Source organism: Mesorhizobium sp. M1217 (genome assembly GCF_040318275.1).
GTDB lineage: Bacteria > Pseudomonadota > Alphaproteobacteria > Rhizobiales > Rhizobiaceae > Mesorhizobium.
In genome coordinates this window covers 225,344-248,406 of the sequence record NZ_JAMYMA010000005.1, presented here as the reverse complement: position 1 = coordinate 248,406, position 23,063 = coordinate 225,344, and the positions used below count along the sequence as shown (strand labels likewise).

General features: G+C 64.0%; 18 protein-coding genes. 8 read left to right on the top strand and 10 right to left on the bottom strand.

Annotation, left to right across the window (positions count from 1 at the left end; genetic code table 11):
- The first annotated feature begins 138 nt into the window (after positions 1–138).
- Positions 139–1,197, top strand: coding sequence for a D-alanine--D-alanine ligase family protein (locus NKH37_RS10805; RefSeq protein WP_352481402.1), 1,059 nt, complete (start codon positions 139–141; stop codon positions 1,195–1,197).
- On the opposite strand, the gene NKH37_RS10800 is transcribed toward NKH37_RS10805, so the two are convergent.
- From NKH37_RS10800 to dnaK, 6 genes are all read right to left on the bottom strand, one after another.
- The gene (locus tag NKH37_RS10800; protein WP_023718908.1) at positions 1,194–1,481 is read right to left on the bottom strand and encodes a DUF1330 domain-containing protein; all 288 of its coding nucleotides are present in this window, start codon (positions 1,479–1,481) and stop codon (positions 1,194–1,196) included. The genes NKH37_RS10805 and NKH37_RS10800 overlap by 4 nt on opposite strands.
- A 23-nt stretch (positions 1,482–1,504) precedes the next feature.
- On the bottom strand, positions 1,505–2,218 hold the full coding sequence (gene pyrF / locus NKH37_RS10795) for an orotidine-5'-phosphate decarboxylase (RefSeq protein ID WP_352593293.1): 714 nt from the start codon (positions 2,216–2,218) through the stop codon (positions 1,505–1,507).
- A complete protein-coding gene (locus tag NKH37_RS10790; RefSeq protein ID WP_353040992.1) occupies positions 2,215–2,811 on the bottom strand; it encodes an NADPH-dependent FMN reductase in 597 nt (198 codons plus the stop codon). The genes pyrF and NKH37_RS10790 overlap by 4 nt, the downstream gene beginning before the upstream one ends.
- A gap of 61 nt (positions 2,812–2,872) precedes the next feature.
- Positions 2,873–3,478: a phospholipid N-methyltransferase PmtA gene (gene pmtA, locus NKH37_RS10785; RefSeq protein ID WP_352481404.1), complete on the bottom strand. Its 606-nt coding sequence runs from the start codon at positions 3,476–3,478 to the stop codon at positions 2,873–2,875.
- Between the two features lie 116 nt (positions 3,479–3,594).
- Positions 3,595–4,725: a molecular chaperone DnaJ gene (gene dnaJ, locus NKH37_RS10780; protein ID WP_023679852.1), complete on the bottom strand. Its 1,131-nt coding sequence runs from the start codon at positions 4,723–4,725 to the stop codon at positions 3,595–3,597.
- Positions 4,726–4,937: 212 nt separating this feature from the next.
- Complete coding sequence (gene dnaK / locus NKH37_RS10775) at positions 4,938–6,854, bottom strand: molecular chaperone DnaK (protein WP_023718912.1); 1,917 nt, start codon at positions 6,852–6,854, stop codon at positions 4,938–4,940.
- Between the two features lie 321 nt (positions 6,855–7,175).
- On the opposite strand from dnaK, the gene NKH37_RS10770 reads away from it, so the two are divergent.
- The 4 genes from NKH37_RS10770 (at position 7,176) to NKH37_RS10755 (ending at position 15,614) form a co-directional block, all read left to right on the top strand.
- On the top strand, positions 7,176–9,383 hold the full coding sequence (locus NKH37_RS10770; RefSeq protein WP_502895966.1) for a hypothetical protein: 2,208 nt from the start codon (positions 7,176–7,178) through the stop codon (positions 9,381–9,383).
- 10 nt (positions 9,384–9,393) lie between these two features.
- Positions 9,394–13,143 carry a DUF7929 domain-containing protein gene (locus tag NKH37_RS10765; protein ID WP_353006741.1) on the top strand — a complete coding sequence of 1,250 codons (3,750 nt, stop codon included), beginning with the start codon at positions 9,394–9,396 and terminating at the stop codon, positions 13,141–13,143.
- Positions 13,144–13,373: 230 nt separating this feature from the next.
- Complete coding sequence (rpe, locus tag NKH37_RS10760) at positions 13,374–14,051, top strand: ribulose-phosphate 3-epimerase (RefSeq protein WP_023718915.1); 678 nt, start codon at positions 13,374–13,376, stop codon at positions 14,049–14,051.
- 39 nt (positions 14,052–14,090) lie between these two features.
- Positions 14,091–15,614 (top strand): malonate--CoA ligase, encoded by a 1,524-nt coding sequence (locus NKH37_RS10755; RefSeq protein WP_353040990.1) that lies wholly within the window; start codon positions 14,091–14,093, stop codon positions 15,612–15,614.
- Positions 15,615–15,616: 2 nt separating this feature from the next.
- Here NKH37_RS10755 and nagA read toward each other — a convergent pair whose 3' ends face one another.
- The 4 genes from nagA to NKH37_RS10735 are packed head-to-tail and all read right to left on the bottom strand — an operon-like array spanning position 15,617 to position 19,474.
- On the bottom strand, positions 15,617–16,789 hold the full coding sequence (gene nagA / locus NKH37_RS10750) for an N-acetylglucosamine-6-phosphate deacetylase (protein WP_353006743.1): 1,173 nt from the start codon (positions 16,787–16,789) through the stop codon (positions 15,617–15,619).
- Complete coding sequence (locus NKH37_RS10745) at positions 16,786–17,817, bottom strand: SIS domain-containing protein (RefSeq protein WP_352481410.1); 1,032 nt, start codon at positions 17,815–17,817, stop codon at positions 16,786–16,788. The genes nagA and NKH37_RS10745 overlap by 4 nt, the downstream gene beginning before the upstream one ends.
- Positions 17,814–18,596 (bottom strand): GntR family transcriptional regulator, encoded by a 783-nt coding sequence (locus NKH37_RS10740; protein ID WP_023718918.1) that lies wholly within the window; start codon positions 18,594–18,596, stop codon positions 17,814–17,816. Before NKH37_RS10740 ends, NKH37_RS10745 begins: the two co-directional genes overlap by 4 nt.
- On the bottom strand, positions 18,593–19,474 hold the full coding sequence (locus NKH37_RS10735; RefSeq protein WP_023718919.1) for a glucosamine kinase nucleotide-binding domain-containing protein: 882 nt from the start codon (positions 19,472–19,474) through the stop codon (positions 18,593–18,595). Before NKH37_RS10735 ends, NKH37_RS10740 begins: the two co-directional genes overlap by 4 nt.
- A gap of 199 nt (positions 19,475–19,673) precedes the next feature.
- Between NKH37_RS10735 and NKH37_RS10730 the strand changes: the two genes are divergently transcribed.
- From NKH37_RS10730 to NKH37_RS10720, 3 genes are all read left to right on the top strand, one after another.
- Positions 19,674–20,633: an N-acetylmuramic acid 6-phosphate etherase gene (locus NKH37_RS10730; protein WP_023718920.1), complete on the top strand. Its 960-nt coding sequence runs from the start codon at positions 19,674–19,676 to the stop codon at positions 20,631–20,633.
- 2 nt (positions 20,634–20,635) lie between these two features.
- Positions 20,636–21,895: an ABC transporter substrate-binding protein gene (locus NKH37_RS10725; RefSeq protein ID WP_023718921.1), complete on the top strand. Its 1,260-nt coding sequence runs from the start codon at positions 20,636–20,638 to the stop codon at positions 21,893–21,895.
- Between the two features lie 239 nt (positions 21,896–22,134).
- Positions 22,135–23,058, top strand: a complete 924-nt coding sequence (locus tag NKH37_RS10720) for a carbohydrate ABC transporter permease (RefSeq protein WP_023718922.1) — start codon at positions 22,135–22,137, stop codon at positions 23,056–23,058.
- Positions 23,059–23,063: the final 5 nt, after the last annotated feature.

The window sequence follows — 23,063 nt, the reverse complement described above, 5'->3', positions numbered from 1 at the left end:
TTCGGAAAAGATCATGGTCAAACAAGAAGATGGTGCGCTTGCTGTCGTGCAGGCGTCCGATCAACGTCGGTTCCGCGCAAGCCGAATGCGTTCCCCGTGCGATGGTAGGCAATCGTGCTGCCAGGAGCCGTTCCACCCATGTCAAGCCGCAAGCCGAAGCTGATCCTTGTCTACGAGCCGGAAAAGGCCTGCTTCGATCGGCTGGTCGCCGATAACCACGTGCCGGAGCGTGCCGTCGAAATCGCCTCCTATCTGGCGCAATCGACCGACATCGCTGCTGAATTCGACGCACTTGCCGCCGCTTGCCAGAAGCGCGGCTTGTCGTTTGCGCCGGTGACACTCGACGCCGCCGCAAGCGTTCTCGCCGGCGAGGACCCGAAGACCACGCTCGTCTGGACACTGACCGACGGCATCGCCTATTTCCGCGGCGGCGCGGCACCAGCTCTGGCACGGCTGAACGGCCTGAAGGCGATCGGCGCCGACGATGCGCTTTTTGCGCTCTGTCAGGATAAGTTCCGTTCCGGCGCCGTGCTCGGCGCGCTTGGCTTGCCGGTGCCGCGGGCGGGCCTTGCCCGTGACGGAGCCTGGCTGGTCGCGCCGCCGGACTCGCCCGCCGGCTGGTTCGTCAAGCCGAACCGGCTCGGCGCCAAGATCGGCATCTGGCCGGATTCGCGCTGCCACGATCTCGGCCACGCGCTGGAGCTTAGCCGGCGCGTCTTCGCCGCCTATCGCGACGATGTCGTGGTCCAGCCCTATGTCGCCGGCCGCAACGCGCGCGCCAGTTTTCTCGGATTGAAGCCGGATACCGGCGCCGAGGCGATCGGCATCGCCCTTGTCGATTCGGGCAGCGATTTCCAGACCATGCAGGACAGCCTGGCGCTTTACGGCGATACCGGTGTAGCGGCGAAAGCCGCGGGAAATTACGCTGAGCCGTTGCTGCTTCCCGTTGGCGCCAGCCAGCCTCGAGCCGATGCAAGAATTCGTCGCATCGCCGAAAGCCTGATGGTCGGGCTTGGCCTGCGGGATGTGTTTTCCATCGACTTCCGGGTCGAAGCCGACGACAGCGTGCACCTCATCGAGTTCGAGGTCTGCCCCGGCCTGCCCTGCTTCGATTTCCGCGATTACTGTCGCCAGCAATGGGGCCTGAGCCTCGCCAATGCGATGGCCGAGACCGCGATGAACCGACTTCGCGCCTAAATCCCCTCGACCAGCACGATTTCACCATCAGCCACCTTCTGGCGGATCGCGACCGCGCGCTGGTATTCGGGCGAGTGGTAGCAGTCATGCGCCGCCGCAAGTGACGGAAACTCGATGATCACATTGCGGTCGCGGCCCGGCCCCTCGGCCTTCTCATGCGCGCCGCCGCGCGCCAGGAACTTGGCGCCGAAGCGGTCGAAGGCCAGCTTGGCGGCTGCGACATAGTCCTTGTAGCCTTCCGCATCGCGCACGTCGACGCGAGCGATCCAGTATCCCTTGGGCATCGGTTTCTCCTGGTTTTTGGTCCTTATGCCGAGCGCATTTCATCGAGGATGGCTTCAGCTGCCGCCCGCCGGTCGGCCGCGCCGACGATCGGCCGGCCGACCACGAGGTGGCTGGAGCCGTTGCGGATCGCCTGCGCCGGCGTCACCACCCGCTTCTGGTCGCCATGGTCGCTGCCCGTGGGCCGGATCCCCGGCGTCACGACGGCCAGGTTGGGGCCGACGATGCGGCGCACCGCCTCCGCTTCCTCGGCCGAGCAGACGATGCCGCCCATGCCGGCATGTAGCGCCTGCTCGGAGCGCCTCAGCACCAGCGTATGCGGATCATATTCATAGCCGGCGTCGATCACGTCCTGCTCGTCCATCGAGGTCAGCACGGTGACCCCGAGCAGGCAAAGGTCGCTGCCCTTCGCAGCCTCGACCGCCGCCTTCATCGTCTTCGGATAGGCATGGATGGTCAGCATGCTCATGCCCATCCTGACGATGTTGTCGACCCCCTTGGCCACCGTGTTATCGATGTCGAGCAGCTTCATGTCGAGAAAGATCCTGGTGCCGCCGCTGGCCAGCTCGCGGGCGAAGTCGAGCCCGCCGGCAAAGGCGAGCTGGTAACCGATCTTGTAGAAGGAGACGATCCCGTCGAGCTCGCGCACCGCTTTCTCGGCTTCCTTCAGCGTCGGCAGGTCGAGGCCGACGATCAGCCTTTCCTGCATCGTGTCGGCATGCGCGGCGTCCGGGATCATGCCTCGATCCGCGTCGACAGCATGCGCGAGGTTTCGATCAGCGTTCGGCATAGGTGCTCCATCGATTGGCGTAGTCTCTCGTCCCTGAAGTTGCCCTCGTCGTCGAAGGCGTTGCCGCCCTCCGGCACCGAGCATTCCGGTGTCACCACCTCCATCCGGCAGCGCACCAGAACGGCGCGCAGATGGTTGATGCAGCGTATCCCGCCGAAGGGTCCGTTGGAAGACGAGCAGAGGCCGGCAACCTTGCCGGCAAGCGGCCTGAACGTCTGGCCGCCATCCTTGCGCAGCTGGCTTACCCAGTCGATGGTGTTCTTGAGCAGCGGTGGAATGGAGCCGTTATATTCGGGCGTCGCGATCAGCAGCCCGTCATGGGCGGCGATCATCCGGCCGAGCTTGACGGCGTTTTCGGGAATGCCTTCTTCCTTTTCCAGATCCTGGTCGAGGATCGGCAACGGATAGTCGGCGAGCGAGATGCGGGTCACCTCCGCGCCCTGCATGGCAAGTTCCTTCTGCGCAACGTCGGCGGTCCTGGCGCTATAGGCGCCGCTGCGCACCGAACCGGCGACGACGAGAATTTTCGGGATCACAGCCATGGGGTCTGCCTTGTCACCCGATGGGTATAAGACAAGTGCTATTCAAACCCAACGCTGCAATTCAGGCGGCCCCGCGTCGGTAGATCCAAAGCTGCGTCGGCGGAATGTTGCGGATGACGAAATGGAAATGCTCGACCGTATAGTCGCCGCGGCCCGGCGGGATCGGCGACAGCGGCCCGTAAGTCAGCTGCACGATCGGCCGGCCCGCCGGGATGCGGTCGAGCAGGCTCTCGACATAGGCGATGCGCTGGGCGACCGGGAAGTTGAGCAGCGGCACGCCCGATATCACCGAATCGAAGACCAGATCGCGCTTGTCACCGAGCGTCGCGTCGAGATTGAAGGCGTCGCCCTCGATGACGTTGACGCCTGGATAAAGCTGGCGCAGATGGCGCACGAAATCAGTGGAATATTCGACCGCGTAGAGATTTTCAGGCTTTATGCCCTGAGCGAGGATGGCGCGCGTGATGACGCCTGTGCCAGGCCCGACCTCGAGCACCGGCAGGCCGGATTTCGGATTGACGATCGAGGCCATCTTGCGCGCGGTGATGGAACTGGTCGGGACGATCGAACCGACCGCCTTCGGCTTGTCGATCCAGCCCTTGAAGAACTTCAGTTCGTCGTCGAACTTTTCCGCCAGCGTCTTTCGCAGTCCGGGACTACGCGTCATCGAAAGTCCTCCTCAACGCTCCCTCGCATGCTACTTAGCAGCTACGAGGTGCAAGACAAGGCGAATCCCCGGATAAGGTGTTGATGACGCTCGGGAAGCGTTTCCAGGGATCAGCTTCAATGCTCGCCGAACGTTTCGAAAAAGTCCTTCATGCGGGCGAAAAATCCGCTCGACTGGGGCGAATTGTCCTTTGAGGAAAGCTGCTCGAATTCCTCCAGCAATTCGCGCTGGCGGCGCGAAAGGTTCTGCGGCGTCTCGACCACGGTCTGGATGTAGAGGTCGCCGATATTGGGCTGGCGCAGCACCGGCATGCCCTTGCCCTTGAGGCGGAACTGGCGGCCGTTCTGGGTGCCTTCCGGCACCTTCACCTTCGTCTGGGTGCCGTCCAATGTCGTCACCTCGAACGAGCCGCCAAGTGCTGCCGTCGTCATCGAGATCGGCACCTTGCAATAAAGATCGGCGCCGTCGCGCTGGAAGAACTCGTGCGGCTTGACCGCGAGGAAGATGTAGAGATCGCCCGATGGGCCGCCGCGCAGGCCGGCCTCGCCCTCATTGGCAAGCCGGATGCGGGTGCCGTCCTCGATCCCGGCAGGGATGTTGACCGACAGCGAGCGCTCCTCGGTGACGCGGCCCTGGCCGGCGCATTTCGGACATGGATCCTTGATGGTCTGGCCGCGCCCCTGGCATTGCGGGCAGGTGCGCTCGATCGAGAAGAACCCTTGCGTGGCGCGCACCTTGCCGTGGCCGTTGCACATCGAGCAGGTGACGGGCTGGGTGCCGGGCTTGGCGCCGCTGCCCGAGCATTCCGAGCAGGAGATCGATGCCGGCACGCGGATCTGCGCGGTCTTGCCGGAAAATGCCTCTTCCAGCGTGATTTCCATATTATAGCGCAGGTCGGCGCCGCGCTCGCGACCGCCGGACGAGCGACGCTGGCGCCCGCCCATCATGTCGCCGAAAATGTCCTCGAAAATGTCGGCGAAGCCGCCGGCGCCAAAGCCTTGCGCCCCGCCATTCATGCCGCCGTGCTCGAAGGCGGCGTGGCCGAAGCGATCGTAGGCGGCGCGCTTCTGCGGGTCCTTCAGCGTTTCGTAGGCTTCGTTGATTTCCTTGAATTTGTGCTCGCAGGCATGGTCGCCTGGGTTGCGGTCGGGATGGAACTGCATGGCCAGCTTGCGGAAAGCGCTCTTGAGCTCCTTCTCGTCGGCGCCTTTTTGCACGCCCAGCGTTTCGTAAAAATCAGCTTTCATGTTTTCCCGCAGTCCGGATAGTCAACGTCTTGAAGTATCGTTGCGTCGTTTGCCGGCACGCTGTTCCGATTTAGGTGTGATGGAGCCGGGATGCCAGTGTCTACGAGGCTTTGTCCGCATTTTTTCGGGTAGCTCGGCGTTTTTCCGGCAAAGGGTTGCAAAAAAGCCCGGCTGTGCGCCGGGCTTTTTGCTTACCTGTACCGTCAGGCGGTTCAGGCCGACTTCTTCTTCTCGTCGTCTTCGTCGATTTCCTCGAAATCGGCATCGACCACATCGCTGTCCTTGGCGGCATCAGCCTTGGCGTCGGCCTCGGCGGCTTCCTTCTGCGAAGCCTCGTACATCGCCTGGCCGAGCTTCATCGAGACTTCGGCGAGCGTCTGCGTCTTGGCCTCGATCTCGGTCACATCATCGCCTTCGGCAGCGGTCTTCAACGCCGCGATCGCATCGGCAATCGCCGTGCGGTCGGTCTCCGAGACCTTATCGCCATAGTCCTTCAGCGACTTCTCCGAGGAATGCACCAGAGCCTCGGCCTGGTTGCGGGCCTCGACCAGTGCGCGACGTTTCTTGTCGACTTCGGCATTGGCCTCGGCATCCTTGACCATCTTCTCGATGTCAGCGTCCGAAAGGCCGCCAGACGCCTGGATGCGGATCTGGTGCTCCTTGCCGGTGCCCTTATCCTTGGCCGAAACGTTGACGATGCCGTTCGCGTCGATGTCGAACGTGACCTCGATCTGCGGCACGCCACGCGGCGCAGGCGGGATGCCGACCAGGTCGAACTGGCCGAGCGCCTTGTTGTCGGCGGCCATTTCACGCTCACCCTGGAAGACGCGGATGGTCACCGCCGACTGCGAATCCTCAGCCGTCGAGAACACCTGGCTCTTCTTCGTCGGAATCGTCGTGTTGCGCTCGATCAGCCGCGTGAATACGCCGCCCAGCGTCTCGATGCCGAGCGACAGCGGCGTCACGTCGAGCAACAGCACGTCCTTGACGTCGCCCTGCAGCACGCCGGCCTGGATGGCAGCGCCAAGTGCGACGACCTCATCCGGGTTGACGCCCTTGTGCGGTTCCTTGCCGAAGAACTGCTTCACGATCTCCTGTATCTTGGGCATACGGGTCATGCCGCCGACCAGAACGACCTCGTCGATCTCAGCGGCCTTGAGGCCGGCATCCTTGAGCGCCGCCTTGCAGGGCTCGATGGTGCGCTGGACGAGATCTTCGACAAGGCTCTCGAACTTCGCACGCGTCAGCTTTAGCGTCAGGTGCTTAGGGCCGCTGGCATCGGCGGTGATGAAGGGCAGGTTGATCTCGGTCTGCGTGGTGGACGACAGCTCGATCTTGGCCTTTTCAGCCGCTTCCTTGAGGCGCTGCAGGGCGAGCTTGTCGTTCCGCAGGTCGATACCCTGTTCCTTCTTGAACTCGGCCGCCAGATATTCGACCAAACGCATGTCGAAATCCTCGCCGCCGAGGAAGGTGTCGCCATTGGTCGACTTCACTTCGAACACGCCGTCGCCGATTTCGAGCACCGAAATGTCGAACGTGCCGCCGCCAAGGTCATAGACGGCAATCGTCTTGCCTTCCTTCTTGTCCAAGCCATAGGCAAGTGCTGCCGCCGTCGGCTCGTTGATGATGCGCAGCACTTCCAGGCCGGCGATCTTGCCTGCATCCTTGGTGGCTTGGCGCTGGGCGTCGTTGAAATAGGCCGGAACGGTAATGACCGCCTTCTCGACCTTTTCGCCGAGATAGGCTTCCGCCGTTTCCTTCATCTTCTGCAGGATCATCGCCGAGATCTGGCTGGGCGACTGGTTCTTGCCGCCGGCCTCGACCCAGGCATCGCCATTGTCGCCCTTGACGATCTTGTAGGGGACAAGCTTCTTGTCCTTCTCCGTCACCGGATCGTCATAGCGGCGGCCGATCAGGCGCTTGACCGCGAAAATGGTGTTTTCAGGATTGGTGACCGCCTGGCGCTTGGCCGGCTGGCCGACGAGGCGCTCGCCGTCGCTGTTGATGGCGACGATCGAAGGGGTCGTGCGCGCGCCTTCCGCATTCTCGATGACCTTGGATTCCTTGCCGTCCATGATGGCGACACAGGAGTTGGTTGTTCCCAGATCGATACCGATTACTTTTGCCATTTCTCTAATCTCTCCGCTAAGCAGGCTCTCAGGACCCGTACAGGCGTTCCGACGAAAGCCCCTGTTCACAAGAAATTCCGCTCCGGCAACCGGCATTCGGCGCTGGACGGCTTGGCGCGTATATAAGAACAGGCTGCGTGGCGCGCAAGCATTCTGCGCAAGGCGTTCACCATTCATCGCGGTTGATCGGATTCGGGACCGGCAGGCCCGTATTTTCCGGCCGTGATCCAGCCGGCCCGGCCCCGGTCCATGAACCTTTCCGCCTCACCTCGCGACTGACGCTCAGGTGCCGCGTGGTGCGGCCCCGGAAAGGAAAGCCCCATGACCACAGATCCAGAGGCTCGATGGTCTCCGGGAACAGCAGGAACTCAGCGCGACAGTCGCCTTCGGGACCGGGTCGATGCGCTGGGCTTTCCGCTGGTTCCGTTGACCCTGCGCGGACGCCGGCGTATCATGACGGTGAGGAAAGCAGACAATTCGATCAGGGATGAACGTGCCGGAACGCCGCGCCTTGCCCTGATTTGCGCGCCGAGACCGGATGTTTCTCCCATGACCTGTGGGGGGAGATCCATGTCTTGCGACCATGGCGCGTCCGTGCGCTCTCGTGCCGGCCATTTGCGCCGCGCAATCCAGGCTGCCAGCGGATTATCGGCCTTGGCACTCGCCGCTGGGCTCTGGCTCGGCGGCTCGGCACAGGCCCAGGAAACCCAGATCATCTATCCCGGCTCGATGGCAGTGACCGGATTCTCTGGCACCATCATCCCCAATTTCGAGGAAGGCCTGCCGCCGGGCGTCGATCCGGTCGACGAGACCTTCATCGACACGGCGCGCGCAACCTTGCGCGTCTTCGACGTTTCAAGGCTGGGCGGGCCGGCGTCTGGCCAATTGGTCTTCACCCCGCCACCCTTCGAGGTCACGGCCGAGCAAATCGGCCAGGTGTTCGGCATCACTTATGACGACGGCGTGCGCGACGGCGTTCCCTCGGCCATTCCAAACCTCTATGCCGGCGCCACCTCGCTGCACGGCATCCGCATCGTCACACCAGACGGCGATGCCGACGGCCGGCCGGAGCGGCAGCGCCGCGGCACGGCTGACGCGGTCTTCATGGACGGCCAGTTCGGCACCGAAAACGGCGGCGGCCCCGGAACGATCTGGAAGATCGATGGCATCACCGGCGCCGTCTCGAAATTCGCCGATATCGACGCCAATAGCGGTCCCGGCATCGGCGACGTCACTTTCGACAATATCCACCGCCAGTTCTTCGCCAGCGATCTCGACACCGGCCTTATCCACCGCATCGACGCCAATGGCGCGCTAGTCGACACGTTCGACCACGGCGTCGCCGGCCGCCCGGCGCACGGGCTGCCCCCAGTCGCCGACGACGGCTCGGTGATGGACATCCAGGGTGCTGCCTTCGACAGCGAGGACCCCGATAGCTGGGGCTACACACAGGACGAGCGCCGCGTCTGGTCGGTCGCCTATCGTGGCGGCCGGCTCTATTACTCGGTCGGGGAAAAGGCGGAGATCTGGTCGGTGGGCATTGCCGGCGACGGCAGCTTCGGCGACCCGCGCTGGGAGCTGACCGTCAAGGCCGACAAGGATTACGCGGTCACCGACATCGCCTTTGACAACAAGGGCTTCATGTATCTGGCTCAGCGCGGCCCGGTGGAAAACCGCTACGACTACAGCCAGTTCGCCGATTCCGGCAAGGGTGAGGTCATCCGCTACTGGCGCGAAAATCCGGACGATCCGGCAACGGAATCGGTTTGGGTGGAAGTGCCGCAGGAATATGCGGTCGGCTTCCCGCAAGACAACCGGCAGTCGGCCGGCGGCCTCGACCTGCAATATGGCTACGATTCCGAAGGCAATCTCGATACCGGCATCTGCACCGACACGCTGGTCGATACCGGCGACAAGTTGCGCGACAACCCGGCGCTCGCCGAACAGCTCGCAGCCGGGGGGCCGCTTGCCGTGCACGGCGTGCAGATCACGCCGACGGCGCTGGTCAGGCCGGCCAACGTGCCGCCTTTCGGCTCGTGGTTCGTCGATTTCGACACTTATTTCGAAGACCCGGAAGTGGAAGGCCATGTCGGCGACGTCGAGGTCTGGCGCCCCTGCGAAGGCCGTGCCGGCTATTACGAGCAGGTGCCGGGCGGCTATCTGCCACCGTTCTATCCGCCGGACTTCCCGCCCCCCGGCAATCTGCCTCCTTGCCTTGATGTCGAGGATGTCGAGTATTTCTGCACGCCCTCCGGCCTCGAGGCCGATCTCTATCTTCATGACCATACCGGCTTCGGCGGCGATTCGATCAAGGCTCTGTCCAGGACGCCTGGCGTCGGGGTGACTTCGCCCCTGTCGCATGCGCCCGGCGCGCCATTCACGATCGGTATCACCGGCCATTATCCTGGCGACAGGGTCGATGTCGGGCTCTGCTTCTACAGGCAGTCCGACCGCGACAAGGGTGGCTACTACCCTTGCTGCAAGATGACCTTGCCGCTCAGAACCCCAGCCGTCAGCTGCGAACCGTGAGAAGGGGAAGATGAGCAATTTTGCACAGTCCCCGCTTGCGACGAGCAGCCAATCAACCGGCAAACAATCATTCGTCATGGAGACCATCATGAAACCCCTGTCACTCGCCAGGCGCGGCGCGCGCTGGCTGATGGCGGCCGGTATCGCGGTCGCCATGCTGAGCCCGCTGCAAGGCTTCGCTGAAGACCTTGCTCCGGCCAAGGCCAAGCCTGCCGATGCAGGCACTGTCATTCCAGATCCCAAGCTCGATTTCGACAATCCTCGCATCGTCAACCCGGAGCCGGGCCGGATCGTGCCCTTCTTCACCAAGAAAGGCGGCCAGAGAGGCTGCGACTATGTCGTATACTCGCTGAGCTTTGGCTTGCGCGGCAATCCGCAGGGTTTTGCCGGCCCGGGCCTCGCGGCCATGCTGAAAAAGGTCAGGCTCGACTTCAGGGACCAACTCCCGCACGGCCTGCGGATTGTCGGCGTGCATGTGACCGGCGACGGCACCGACGCATCCGGCGGACCGCTGCCCGGCGCTGCGATCAGCAGTTCGGCTGGCCCGGACGATACGGCGACGGTGTCCGATTTCCGGATTTCCGCCAGCGACCTCGACGGCATCGGCGCTGCGAACGAGCGCGCCATCACCTTCCAGATCACCGCCAAGATCGACCATGCGGCGTTTCCGTCGCCGGCAATCGTTAACAACCAGGGCGTGGTCAAGGTGAGCCGCGAACGCGGCGCCGGCATCGAAATCCTGTCGCAGGATCCGGGCAAGCCGGACGACGGCAATTACCTCACGGGTGCAAAGACGTCGATCAAGATCGACGTCACCGAGTGCAACCCACCGCCTCCACCTCCTGGCAATCGTGAATGCTTCAAGGTGGAGCGAGGCACGGTCGATTGCGTGCCCGGCGGCGGCGCCTTCATCTACCATATGCCGGTCGGCCCAGAGATGGCTGGCAAATGGGTGCAGCTTTCGACGACGACACCCGGCATCACAATCATTCCCGACACCCAATTGGTGCCGGCCGGCGGCGGTGTGCTCAACTGGAAGATCGTCGGCGCCTCACCGGGCGACGTCATCCACATCATCGTCACCGGTATCGAAACCTATGCCGGCCCGAAGGAGGGCTGGGGCCTGTGCTGTACGCAGACCATCGACATCGTCATCCCGCGTGACCAGAGGTGCCCGCCGAAGGACAAGGAACCGGATCTGAAAGTCGAAAAGCGTGCCGACGTGCAACGTTGCACGATGGCGGGCGGCTGCGACTTCACCATCAGGGTCACCAATGTCGGCGATGCGCCCTACTACGGCAAGATCGTGCTCGACGAAGTCACCCTGCCGGCCGGCTCCACCCTCGATTCAGGGCCGAACCCGCCTTGGGTCTGCGCGCCTGGAATCACCCCGATGATTTGCACCCATCCGGTGACCACGCTCAATCCGGGTGCCTCTGTCGACCTCAAGCTCGGCTTCAAGCCGGCCGCAGGCTGGCAAGGCAGCGTTTTGCGCAACTGCGCCACCTACAATTACGGCGCCAGCGGCAAGCCGCTTTTCGGCAGCCAGCTAAACGACCGCGGCTGTGCGTCGATCCCGGTCTGCCGCCGTGGCGATCGTGACCGCGACTGCCGGCCACCGGTGGAGAAGAAGGTCGACCTGATCCTGAAGAAGCGCGCCCGCACCGAATTCTGTTCGGCCGATGGCGTCTGCACCTTCGTGATCGACATCATCAACAATGGCAGCGTCCCCTACAATGGGCCGCTGACGGTCGTCGATAGCTATCCGGGCGGCGCGCCGGCATCCTCGACCTTCGGCCCGACGCCGCCATGGACGTGCGGACCGAACGGTTCCGGCAAGTTCCGCTGCGACAATCCCGGCATCGCGCTTATGCCGGGCGCCTCGACGCCGATCTTCGTCAGGGCGGTGATGCCGGCCAACTTCCGGCCCGATAGTGTCGAGAACTGCGCCGAGGTGAAGGCCATTCCCGGTGAGAACGACATCACCAACAACAGGGCCTGCGCCAAGGAACGCATCCGTCATCCGAATGGCGGGCAGCCGGCCATGCGCATCACCAAGGTGTGCAATGGCTCGCTGGCCGGTGCTGCGGTCGTTTCCTGCCGCATTACCGTCATCAGCCTCGGCGCCACAGCCCCGACCGGTCCGGTGCGGGTCAACGATGCCGCGACGCTGATAGCCGGCGGAGCGCCGGTCCAGATCCAGAGCGTCACCCCAGACGGCGCGGAATGGGCTTGCGGACCGGTTCCGGCCAATGCGCTGTCGTGCCAGATTCCCGGCGCCGTTATGACGCCTGGAACCAGCCGCCATTTCGACGTGACGGTTGCCGCGAACGGCGAATTCGAGAACTGCGCACGCGGCTCCTACGGCCCGGCTCCGGGAGACGATATCGTCTATCCGATCGGCCAGGCCTGCGCCAAGGGCGGCGGCGCCTCGACCATCCGCGTCGAGAAGACTGGCGACGCCGAGTGCAAGCCCGGCCAGCCCTGCTCGTTCAAGATCACCATCACGAACGATGGGACGAGCGCCTTCTCCGGTCCGGTTCGCATCGGCGATGCGATCGGCGTCGAAGGCCTCGGCCGGCTGGAAGGCGTTGCGATCACCTCGATCGATCCGCCCTTCGGCTGCTCGCAGGAGCCGGCAACCTTGCCTCTGTCCTGCATCGCCCAACTGACGCTCGGCGCCGGGGAAAGCCATGTGCACAATGTGACCGTGATCATTCCCGACGATGGCCGTCTGACCAATCTGCAGGGCACTGTCAACGGCCAGAACTGCGTCGGCGTGCTGTCTCCGAAGACGCCGGTGCAAGGCGGTGGCGACGTGTTGTCTCGTGGTGCCGCCAATGTGCAGGGCGATCGCGGCAAGGCCTATGCCTGCCATCCCTTCATCATCACGCATGAGGTGAAGAAGGAATGCTCGCAAGGCTTCGTCATGAACGACGCCGGCAACTGCGTCTGCCCGCCAGGCACGACCTTCCGTAACGGCCAATGCTTGTCCGGCGGAGGCACGGTCATCGTGCCGAAGCCAAAACCTTGCGTCCTGCTCAAAGGCCAGATCCGTACCGATGACGGACGCTGCGTCTGCCCGCGCGGGACCGAGCTGGAGAACGGCGCTTGCGTGGGCAACAAGCCGCAGCCCGAGCAATGCATCATTCGGGGTCAGATCCACAACGCCGCTGGCGATTGCGTCTGCCCGAGAGGTACGGAAGTCAGGGGCAATGCCTGCCGGCCAATCCAGCCAAAGCCCGAACAGTGCACCATTCGGGGCCAGATCCATAACGCCGCTGGCGATTGCATCTGCCCGAGGGGCACGGAAGTCAGGGGCAATGCCTGCCGGCCAATTCGGCCGCAGCCCAAGCAGTGCACGATCCGTGGTCAGATCCACGACGCCAACGGCGATTGCGTCTGCCCCCGGGGCACGGAACTGCAGGGCAATGCCTGCAGGCGCAAGAAGCCGGTTGTGGTGGAGTGCCCGATACCTGGCCAGATCCACAACAAGCGCGGCGCCTGCGTCTGTCCGCGTGGGACAGAGCTGCGCGACGGCGCCTGCCGCAAACCACGGCTGGAATGCGCACCGGGCGCGCGGCCGATCAATGGCCAGTGCCAGCCGATCATCAAGCGGCGCTGCCCTATCGGAACGGTCGGACGATATCCGGACTGCGTCCCGGTCCGCAGGAAATCGACGCTTGAGCCGAACCTGCTGCTGAATCCGAATGTTCCTCAGCAGGTCGTGCCAAGGCGCAAGCCGCAGCCGGAGCAATAGGATACGGCGCGGGAAATCCAGAACTTCAAACAGTGACCGTACTCGTCACCCAATACCCGCCGGAGCGATCCGGCGGGGTTTTTCTTCAGCGGGCAGATGAGAAGGCAGCGCAAACCTGAAGCCGCTGCATCGGCGGAAGGACAAACCGGCTTCCACTTTCCGGACTCATGGTCTAGGCAGTCGATACAGACAGAGGGTCCGCAAACCGGGGCGTACGGGAAGGCCGCATCATGAGCAAAAAAACCCTGATCGCGCCATCGGTGCTTGCTTCCGATTTCTCGAAGCTCGGCGACGAGGTCGAGGCGGTGACGGCCGCCGGCGCCGACTGGATCCACCTCGACGTCATGGACGGGCATTTCGTCCCGAACATCACGTTTGGGCCACCGGTGATCAAGGCGATCCGCAACCGCACCGAGGCGTTTTTCGACTGCCATCTGATGATCGCGCCGGCCGACCCCTATCTGGCCGCCTTCGCCGAGGCCGGCTGCGACGGCATCACGGTGCACGCCGAAGCCGGGCCACATCTCGACCGCTCGCTGCAGACGATCAAAAACCTTGGCAAGAAGGCCGGCGTGTCACTCAACCCGGCGACACCGGAAACGATGATCGAATACGTGCTCGACCGGCTTGATCTGGTCCTGATCATGACGGTCAATCCGGGGTTCGGCGGCCAGGCTTTCATTCCAGCGATCGTCGACAAGGTGAAGCGGGTGAAGGCGCTGATCGGCAACCGGCCGATCCGGATCGAGATCGACGGCGGCATTTCGCCTGAAACTGCGCCCCTTGTCACCGCGGCCGGCGCCAGCGTGCTGGTCGCCGGCGCGGCTATCTTCAAGGGCGGCAGCGTCGACGCCTACCGGGCAAACATCGAGGCAATCAGGGCAGCGGCGGACAAGGCGGCCGGCTGACCGCTGCCGTCCGGCCGGACCAGCCGCTCGGGGGGAAATATGAGCAACCATCTGTTCGATGCTTTCCGTGCCCGGATGCCCGCGCCCGAACGCCTTTTGATGGAGACAGAGGATGGGCGCTCGATCAGCTATGGCGAGACGCTGGCGCGCTCCGCTCAACTGGCGCATGCGCTGTCGCAGCTGGGCGTCGAAGCCGGCGACCGCGTCGCCGTTCAGGTCGAGAAGAGCCCGGAGGCCATTTTCCTTTATCTCGCCTGCCTGCGTGCCGGCGCGATCTTCCTGCCGCTCAATACCGCCTATACGCTGACCGAGCTCGACTATTTCTTCAGGGATGCCGAGCCGCGACTGGTCGTCTGCGACCCGGCGCGAGCGGGCGAGATCGGCGCTTTGGCGCAGACCTCGGGCGCTGCGGTCGCGACACTCGGCAGCAAGGGCGAGGGTTCGTTGACTGATCGAGCCTCTGAGGCGGCCGTGGACTTCCACGATGTGGCGCGCGGACCGGACGACCTTGCCGCGATCCTCTACACGTCCGGCACCACCGGCCGTTCGAAAGGCGCCATGCTCAGCCACGAAAACCTCGCCTCGAATGCGCGGGTGCTGGTCGACCTCTGGCGCTTCACTGCCGCAGACGTGCTGATTCACGCGCTGCCGGTTTTCCACACGCATGGCCTTTTCGTCGCCACCAATGTCGTCCTGATGGCCGGCGCCTCGATGCTGTTCGAAACCAAATTCGACCCGACCCGCATCGTCTCGCTACTGCCGCGCGCCACCGCGCTGATGGGCGTGCCGACCTTCTACGTCCGCCTGCTGCAGCAGGACGGTTTGAACCGGCAAGCGGCGAAAAACATCCGGGTGTTCATTTCCGGCTCGGCACCGCTTTTGGCCGAGACGCACAGAGCGTGGCGCGAGCGCACCGGCCACGCCATCCTCGAGCGCTACGGCATGACCGAGACCAACATGAACACGTCGAACCCGTACGAGGGCGAGCGGCGTGCCGGCACGGTCGGCTTCCCTTTGCCCGGCGTCTGCCTGCGCATCTCCGATCCCGATGGCGGCGAAACACTTGCCCCGGGCGAGGTCGGCATGATCGAGGTCAAGGGCCCGAACGTCTTTTGCGGCTACTGGCGCATGCCGGAAAAGACCAGGGCGGAATTCCGCGACGACGGCTACTTCATCACCGGCGATCTCGGGCTGATCGATGCCGACGGCTATGTCCACATCGTCGGCCGCGGCAAGGACCTGATCATTTCCGGCGGCTACAATATCTACCCGAAGGAAGTGGAGAGCGAGATCGACGCTCTTGCCGGTGTTGCCGAAAGCGCTGTCATCGGCGTTGTCCATCCGGATTTCGGCGAGGGTGTCACGGCGATCGTGGTGAGGGCGCCGGGCTCGACGATCAGCGCCGCCGCGATCATCGAGGCCATCGCTGGGCACCTCGCCAGGTACAAGCATCCGAAACAGGTGATCTTCGTCGACGAACTGCCGCGCAACACGATGGGCAAGGTGCAGAAGAACCTGCTGCGCGAAGCCTACAAAGACCTCTATACGTCCAAAGCCGGCTAACCCTAACAAGCAGGGCTGGCTGCAAAAACCCTGGCGCCGTCGATCCAGACGCTTTTCATGTCCAGATCGTCCGACAACGAAACGATGTTGGCGGCGGTTCCCCTGGCGAAGCGCCCGAGCCGGTGCGACTGGCCGATCGCCTGCGCCGGATAGAGCGAGGCCATGCGCAAGGCTTCGTCGAGGTCGAGACCGACCACGCGATGCACGAAGCGCACCGCGGAAATCATGTCGAGATCCGCGCCCGCCAGCGTGCCGTCGGCAAGTGTCAGCCTGCCATCCTTGCGGTGGATGGTGCGACCGTTCAGCGTGAACGAGGTCATGTCGGTGCCGATCGTCGCCATGGCGTCGGTGACGAGCAGGATCTTGCCCGGCCCCTGCTTGGCGCGCAAGGCGATGGCCATGGTGGCCGGATCGACATGGATACCGTCGGCGATGATGCCGGCATAGAATGTGCCGGTATCGATTGCCGCGCCCGCCAGCCCCGGCTCGCGATTGCCGATCTGGCTCATCGCGTTGAAAAGATGGGTGACCACCTTTGCGCCGGCCTCGGAAAAGGTGCGGGCCGTGGCATAGTCGGTATCGGAATGGCCGATGCTGACGATGACGCCGGCATTGCTGAGCGCCGATACCTGGTCGGGCTCGACGGATTCGGGCGCCACCGTAGTCAGCAGCACCGGCAGGTTTTTCCGCGTCGCGATCAGCATCGCCTGGTCGGGATCTAGCATCGGCCGGATCAAGGCCGGGTCATGTGCGCCCTTGCGGGCGATCGACAGATGCGGGCCTTCGAGATGCAGGCCTAGGAAGCCCGGCACCTTCCGTTGTGCGGCCTCTGCTCCGGCGGCAACCGCCGCGGCGGTGATCTCGGACGTGTCGGTGATCAGCGTCGGCAATAGCGCCGTCGTGCCGAAGGGCGCGTGCGCCCGGCAGATGGTCTCGATCGAGGGGACGTCGGGATGGTCGTTGAGCATGACGCCGCCACCGCCATTGACCTGCAAATCCACGAAACCCGGAACCAGCATACCGCCGCCGGTCTCGATAGGCGCAACACCGGATGGAACGGCGCCGGCGGCAACGATGGCCTCGACGAGGCTGTCGCGCACGACAAGCGCCGCATTGTCGTGCCAGTCATCGCCATCGAATATCCGGGCGCCGGTCAGCGCAAAGCGATCGCTCATAGCGTTTCCGTCACCTTGCGCAGATTGGGCGGCGTGTCTGGGTCGAGGCCGCGATGGCGGGCAAAAGCCTCGACGAAACCATAGAACGACACGATCAGTGTCAGCGGGTCGGTCAGCGGATGACCGGTGGCGACATGCGGCAGAGGCTGCGCCTTCTTTGCCTTGTCCGAAGTCACAAAGACAGCGGCGCCCTTGCCGGCCAGGCTGTCGGCGGCCTCGGCGACGGATGGTTCGGACGCATCGCGGGCAGCCAGCGCCAGCACTGGGAAGCCGGGACCGACTAGCGCCAGCGGGCCGTGCATGACTTCGGCGGCACTATAGGCTTCCGCATGCATGGCGCAGGTTTCCTTGAATTTCAGCGCCGCCTCGTTGGCGATCGCCGCCGACGGGCCCCGGCCAAGGATGAACAGCGATTTCGGCGTCTCGAGTGCCCCGGCCAGCGCCATCCAGTCGCAAGCGATCGCCTTCCGAAAATGCTCCGGCAAGCGGGCAAGTGCTGCCAGAAGTTTGTCGTCGCCGGTGCAATGCGCCATCAGAGCGAGCCCTGCGACCGCCGAATTGACGAAGGTCTTCGTCGCTGCGACGCTGCGCTCCGGTCCGGCAAGGATGTCGATCGCGTAGTCCGAAGCCCGCGCGAGCGGCGAATCGGCGGTGTTGGTGATGGCGACGGTCAGCGAACCGCCGGCCCGCGCCGCTCGCGCCATCGCAACGATGTCCGGGCTCTTGCCCGACTGCGAGATCGCCAGGCAGGCCGAGCCGCCCAGCTTGAGCTTTGCGCCATAGATCGAGGCGATCGACGGGCCGACCGATGCAACCGCCAGGCCCGCGGTCAGCTCCACGGCATATTTCATGAAGGTCGCGGCATGGTCGGACGAGCCGCGCGCCACTGTGACGATGAAATTCGGGTCGCGCTCGCGAATGCCGCGCCCGGCTACCGTCAGCACGGCGGCCGAGCCGTCGAGCAGGCGGGCGGTGGCCTCCGGGATCTCCTCGATCTCGCGCCGCATATGGGTCATTGTTGCGGTCATGGCCTGCCCTCTTCGCCCGGCCCGCTCAGCCGGAGTTCGGCGACAAAATCATAAGCGTCGCCCCTGTAGATGGAGCGGGTGAACTCGATCACCTTGCCGCTCGCCAGATAGGAGATACGCTCGATGTGCAGGCCGGCAATGCCCGGCGGCACTTCCAGCAGATGCGCGTCGCCATCGCCGAGATTGGTGGCGGAAATGCGCTGCACCGCCCGCACCGGCCTGTTGCCGGTCTTTTCCAGCGCCGCGTAGAGCGACGAACCGATCGCCGCCGGATCGGGCAGCACGCTTGTCGATAGTGAGGCGCGCTCGATCGCCAGCGGCGTGTCGTTGGCAATGCGCAGGCGCGCGACGCGCGCCACCAATTCGTTCGACGCCAGGCCGAGCACCATCATCTCGTCGGGCGATGGCGGATAGAGGCCGCGGTCGAGCCAGGCCGAACGCACCGCCATGCCGCGCCGTGCCATGTCCTCGGTAAACGAGGTCAGCATCGACAGGGACTGCTCGACGCGCTCCATGCGCGGCGCAACGAAGGTGCCGGAACCATGACGCTGGACGAGGATGCCGCCCTTGACCAGGTCCTGCACCGCCTTGCGCACGGTGACGCGCGAAATATCGGCCTTGCTGGCGATGTCGCGCTCGGAAGGCAGCGCATCGCCCGGTCCGATCAGCCCGCGTTTGACGGCGTCCTCGATGCTTTTCCTCAGCTGCAGATAGAGTGGCGCGCCACTCTGCGACGATTGTCTCAGCGCCGCGAAAATCTGGTCGGCGGCGTCGCTCATCGCGCCGCCTCCGCCGCCTTCGTAAAAATCCGAACCGCCATCTGAACCGCGCCGCCCAGCGCGTCGTCGAGCGGCGGCTTCAGCAGCGCCCGGTAGCGCGCCGACAGGCGCGGCGCGTAAAGCGGCGCCAGGCCGCCGAGCAGGCAAAGCGGATCGTCGCCACCAAGGTCGAGCACGCCAAGTGCTGCCTCGACATCGGCCACCGCCTTGTCGAGGATCCAGATAGCGACGACGTCGCCTTTTTCGGCATGTTCGAACACCTTGGGTGCGAAGCCGCCGAAATCGCCGGGCTTGGCATTGGTGGTGAATTCGACCACATCCTCGGGATTGTTGCGGAAGATGGCGAGCATGGCCTGCGTCAGTGGCGATCCTTCGCGGATGCCGTCATAGGCGAGCAGCGTCTGCTCGAGCAGGTCGCGGCCGATGCGGGCGCCGCTGCCCTGGTCGCCGACCTGGAACCCCCAGCCGCCGATGGCACGCGATCGGCCGTTCTTGCGCGCCATATAGGCGGTGCCGGTGCCGAGTATGGCCATGGCGCCGTCACCAGAGCCGACCGCGCCTTCCAGCGCGATCTCGGCGTCGGTCTCGACACGGCTGATGCGGAACGGCAAGATCGCTTCGAGCTGCTGCCTGTAGGTGCCGACATTGGCGCCGGCTAGGCCGAGAATGGCCGGAGTTTGCGGGATCAGTCCAGGATCTCTGCCCGCGGCGACAAAGGCCTGCTGCGCCGCGTCGACGATGTTGGCCCTGGCGCCGGTGAGATCGGTTCGGATGTTGGCGGCGCCGCTTTTGGCGCGGCCGAGGACGCTGCCATCGGCCGTCGCAAGGGCCGCCCTGCAGCTGGTGCCGCCGCCATCGATGCCGAGCACGAATTTCACGCGATTTCTCCTCCAGACGGATAATACCAATAAAATACCAATAGCCAAGGATTAATTTCCGTTTCAAAAAAGTTAAGGCGTAGTTTGTTGGAAAATCAGCTGATTTCGTCCGCAAGCCTGCGCCACCGCAAGGATTTGATTAATGCGTGTGGACAAGTGGTATTTTTTTGGTATGGTTTTCTCGATTGGAGGAAAGCGGATGGCCGAAACGCGCACCGAAGCGCTTCACCACAATGCCGAGGGACTGGATATCCAGGCCCCGGAAGCCGTCCTTTCCTCTTTGGCCAACGCGCAGATCGAGGCCGCCAAGGCCGTTCACGGCGCCATTCCTGCCATTGCCGCGGCAGCCGAAATCATCGCAAGCAGACTGAAAAGCGGCGGCAAGCTCGCCTATGCGGCCGCCGGCAGCTCGGGCCTGATGGCATTGGCCGATGCGCTGGAGCTGCCGGGCACTTTCGGCATCCAGCGCGACCGTATCGCCATCCTGATCGCTGGCGGCGACGAAGCTTTCAAGACACTGGCCGGCGGGCCGGAGGATGACACTGACGAAGCTTCGGCAGCGGTCGCCGCCGCCGGCGTTGGCAAGGGCGACTGCCTGATCGCCGTCTCGGCCAGCGGCTCGACGCCTTATGCTGTCAGGGCGATCGAGGATGCCAGGCGCCGCGGCGCGGCGACCATTGCTGTCGCCAACAACGGGGATGCGCTGCTGCTGCGGCTGGCCGACATCGCCATCCTGCTCGAAACGCCGCCCGAGCTGATTGCCGGCTCGACGCGCATGGGTGCCGGTACCGCCCAGAAGATCGCACTCAACATGCTGTCGACGCTGGCAGCCATCCATCTCGGCCATGTCCATGATGGCTACATGGTCAACCTCACGGCCGACAACATCAAGCTGCGCGACCGCGCCGCACGCATCGTTGCCGCCGTCAGCGGGCGCGACAAGGACGAGGCGGCGCGCCTGCTCGATAAGAGCGGCGGCGTCGTCAAGACCGCTATTCTGCTCGCCGCCGGCGCCGCCAGCGCCGATGCGGCCGAGAAGATACTGGAAGGGACCGGCCACAAGCTGCGGCCAGCCCTTTCCGCGATCGAGGGGAGCAAGGGGCGCAATGCCTCCGTTCTCATCAAAACCGAACCTGAAAAAGGTCAACAGGGAGACTGAGCATGACAACGAAGCTACTGACGGCACTTCTTCTCGGCACCAGCATTCTCGGCACCGCCGGGGTGGCTTATGCCGACGACGTAACGCTCAACATCGAAAGCTGGCGCGGCGACGACCTTGCCATCTGGAAGGACAAGCTGATCCCGGCTTTCGAGGCCAAGAACCCCGGCATCAAGGTGGTGTTCGCACCGTCGGCGCCGACCGAATATGACGCCGCCCTCGGCGCCAAGCTCGCCGCCGGCTCGGCCGGCGACCTGATCACCTGCCGCCCGTTCGACAAATCGCTGGAACTCTTCAAGAAGGGCAATCTCGCCGATATCTCGACGCTGCCCGGCATGGAGAACTTCTCCGATGTTGCCAAGGCCGCCTGGCAGACCGACGACGGCAAGTCGAGCTTCTGCGTGCCGATGGCCTCGGTCATCCATGGCTTCATCTACAACAAGGACGCCTTCGACAAGCTCGGCATCAAGGTGCCGACGACCAATGAGGAGTTCTACGCCGCGCTCGACAAGATCAAGGCCGACGGCACCTACATCCCGATGGCGATGGGCACCAAGGATCTCTGGGAAGCCGCGACCATGGGCTACCAGAACATCGGCCCGAATTACTGGAAGGGCGAGGAAGGCCGCCTGGCGCTGATCAAGGGCGAGCAGAAGCTGACCGATCCGCAGTGGGTCGAGCCCTACAAGGAACTGGCCAAGTGGAAGGACTATCTCGGCGACGGCTTCGAGGCGCAGACCTATCCGGACAGCCAGAACCTGTTCACGCTCGGCCGCGCCGCCATCTACCCGGCCGGCTCGTGGGAAATTGGCCTGTTCAACACGCAGGCGCAATTCAAGATGGGCGCCTTCCCGCCGCCGGTGCAGAAGGCCGGCGACACCTGCTACATCTCCGACCACACCGATATCGGCATGGGCCTCAATGCGGCCTCGAAGAACGCGGATGCGGCCAAGACCTTCCTGTCCTGGGTGGCCTCGCCGGATTTCGCTACCATCTACGCCAACGCGCTGCCCGGCTTCTTCAGCCTGAACAACACGCCGGTGAAGATGGAAGACCCGCTGGCCCAGGAATTCGTCTCTTGGCGCGGCAAGTGCAAGTCGACGATCCGCTCGACCTACCAGATCCTGTCGCGCGGCACGCCGAACCTCGAAAACGAGACGTGGGTTGAATCGGCCAACGTCATCAACGGCACCGACACGCCGGAAGCTGCCGCCAAGAAGCTGCAGGACGGCCTCGACAGCTGGTACAAGCCGGCGAAGTAAGGCGCGGCGAAGCGATATCTCCCCCCTTGAAGGGGAGATGTCGCCAAAGGCGACAGAGGGGGTCGGTCGAGGCAGGCGGCAGCTTGATCGTTGCTGGAAAGCACGGTCGAACGACGATGGCGCGCTGCCTCGGCCGACCCCACCCGCCTCGCTTCGCGAGGCACCCTCCCCTCGAGGGGGAGGGAGGCGCCGTGGCTTTTGACGGCAATAGCAAGACCTGATCGGCGGGGACCGAACGCATGGCCGCAGCACCGAAAAGACCGTTCCGCTGGCATATCGGCGTTTTCCTGGCACCGGCGTTGCTGGTCTACACGGCGATCATGATCTTGCCGCTGGCCGGCACGCTGCAGCTGTCGCTGTTCCGCAACATCAACCAGTCGCAGGTGTTCGTCGGACTGGAAAATTTCCGCATGCTGTTCGGTGATCCCAACTGGTCGGTCAATTTCTGGAACGCGCTGCGGAACAATGTCTGGTTCTTCATCATCCACATGCTGGTGCAGAACCCGATCGGCGTCCTTTTGGCAGCACTTCTGTCCAGCCCCCGATTGCGGTTTTCCGCCTTCTACCGCACGGCAATCTTCGTGCCGACGATCCTGTCCTTCGTTATCGTCGGCTTCGCCTGGAAGCTGATACTGTCGCCGCTATGGGGCGTGGCGCCGCATATGATGGACCTTGTCGGCCTGAAAAGCCTGTTCACGCCCTGGCTCGGCAAGGCGCAATATGCACTGACCGCGCTCAGCCTGATCTCAGTGTGGCAGTTCGTCGGCATCCCGATGATGCTGATCTATGCGGCACTGCTGTCCATCCCCGAAGAGGTGATCGAGGCCGCCGAATGCGACGGCATCACCGGCATGGCGCAATTCTGGAAGATCAAGCTGCCGCTCATCCTGCCGTCGATCGGCATTATCTCGATCCTGACCTTTGTCGGCAATTTCAACGCTTTCGACCTGATCTACACGGCGCAAGGCGCCTTGGCCGGGCCGAACTATTCGACCGATATCCTCGGCACCTTCCTCTACCGCGCCTTCTTCGGTTTCCAGCTGCAGGTCGGCGACCCCAATATGGGCGCGGCGATCGCCACGATGATGTTCCTGATCATCCTCGGCGGCGTCTGCGTCTACCTATTCCTCGTGCAGACGCGCTTGCGTCGCTACCAGTTTTAGGGGAG

Excerpts from the sequence above, each read along its gene's own strand:
- NKH37_RS10740 (WP_023718918.1), bottom strand. The coding sequence starts at position 18,596 with ATGAGCGACGCCGCCGACCAGATTTTCGCGGCGCTGAGACAATCGTCG.
- NKH37_RS10730 (WP_023718920.1), top strand. The coding sequence starts at position 19,674 with ATGGCCGAAACGCGCACCGAAGCGCTTCACCACAATGCCGAGGGACTG.
- NKH37_RS10745 (WP_352481410.1), bottom strand. The coding sequence starts at position 17,817 with ATGACCGCAACAATGACCCATATGCGGCGCGAGATCGAGGAGATCCCG.
- NKH37_RS10765 (WP_353006741.1), top strand. The coding sequence starts at position 9,394 with ATGAGCAATTTTGCACAGTCCCCGCTTGCGACGAGCAGCCAATCAACC.
- pmtA (WP_352481404.1), bottom strand. The coding sequence starts at position 3,478 with ATGACGCGTAGTCCCGGACTGCGAAAGACGCTGGCGGAAAAGTTCGAC.
- nagA (WP_353006743.1), bottom strand. The coding sequence starts at position 16,789 with ATGAGCGATCGCTTTGCGCTGACCGGCGCCCGGATATTCGATGGCGAT.
- pyrF (WP_352593293.1), bottom strand. The coding sequence starts at position 2,218 with ATGATCCCGGACGCCGCGCATGCCGACACGATGCAGGAAAGGCTGATC.
- NKH37_RS10755 (WP_353040990.1), top strand. The coding sequence starts at position 14,091 with ATGAGCAACCATCTGTTCGATGCTTTCCGTGCCCGGATGCCCGCGCCC.
- NKH37_RS10770 (WP_502895966.1), top strand. The coding sequence starts at position 7,176 with ATGACCACAGATCCAGAGGCTCGATGGTCTCCGGGAACAGCAGGAACT.
- dnaJ (WP_023679852.1), bottom strand. The coding sequence starts at position 4,725 with ATGAAAGCTGATTTTTACGAAACGCTGGGCGTGCAAAAAGGCGCCGAC.
- NKH37_RS10805 (WP_352481402.1), top strand. The coding sequence starts at position 139 with ATGTCAAGCCGCAAGCCGAAGCTGATCCTTGTCTACGAGCCGGAAAAG.
- NKH37_RS10725 (WP_023718921.1), top strand. The coding sequence starts at position 20,636 with ATGACAACGAAGCTACTGACGGCACTTCTTCTCGGCACCAGCATTCTC.
- rpe (WP_023718915.1), top strand. The coding sequence starts at position 13,374 with ATGAGCAAAAAAACCCTGATCGCGCCATCGGTGCTTGCTTCCGATTTC.
- dnaK (WP_023718912.1), bottom strand. The coding sequence starts at position 6,854 with ATGGCAAAAGTAATCGGTATCGATCTGGGAACAACCAACTCCTGTGTC.
- NKH37_RS10790 (WP_353040992.1), bottom strand. The coding sequence starts at position 2,811 with ATGGCTGTGATCCCGAAAATTCTCGTCGTCGCCGGTTCGGTGCGCAGC.
- NKH37_RS10800 (WP_023718908.1), bottom strand. The coding sequence starts at position 1,481 with ATGCCCAAGGGATACTGGATCGCTCGCGTCGACGTGCGCGATGCGGAA.
- NKH37_RS10720 (WP_023718922.1), top strand. The coding sequence starts at position 22,135 with ATGGCCGCAGCACCGAAAAGACCGTTCCGCTGGCATATCGGCGTTTTC.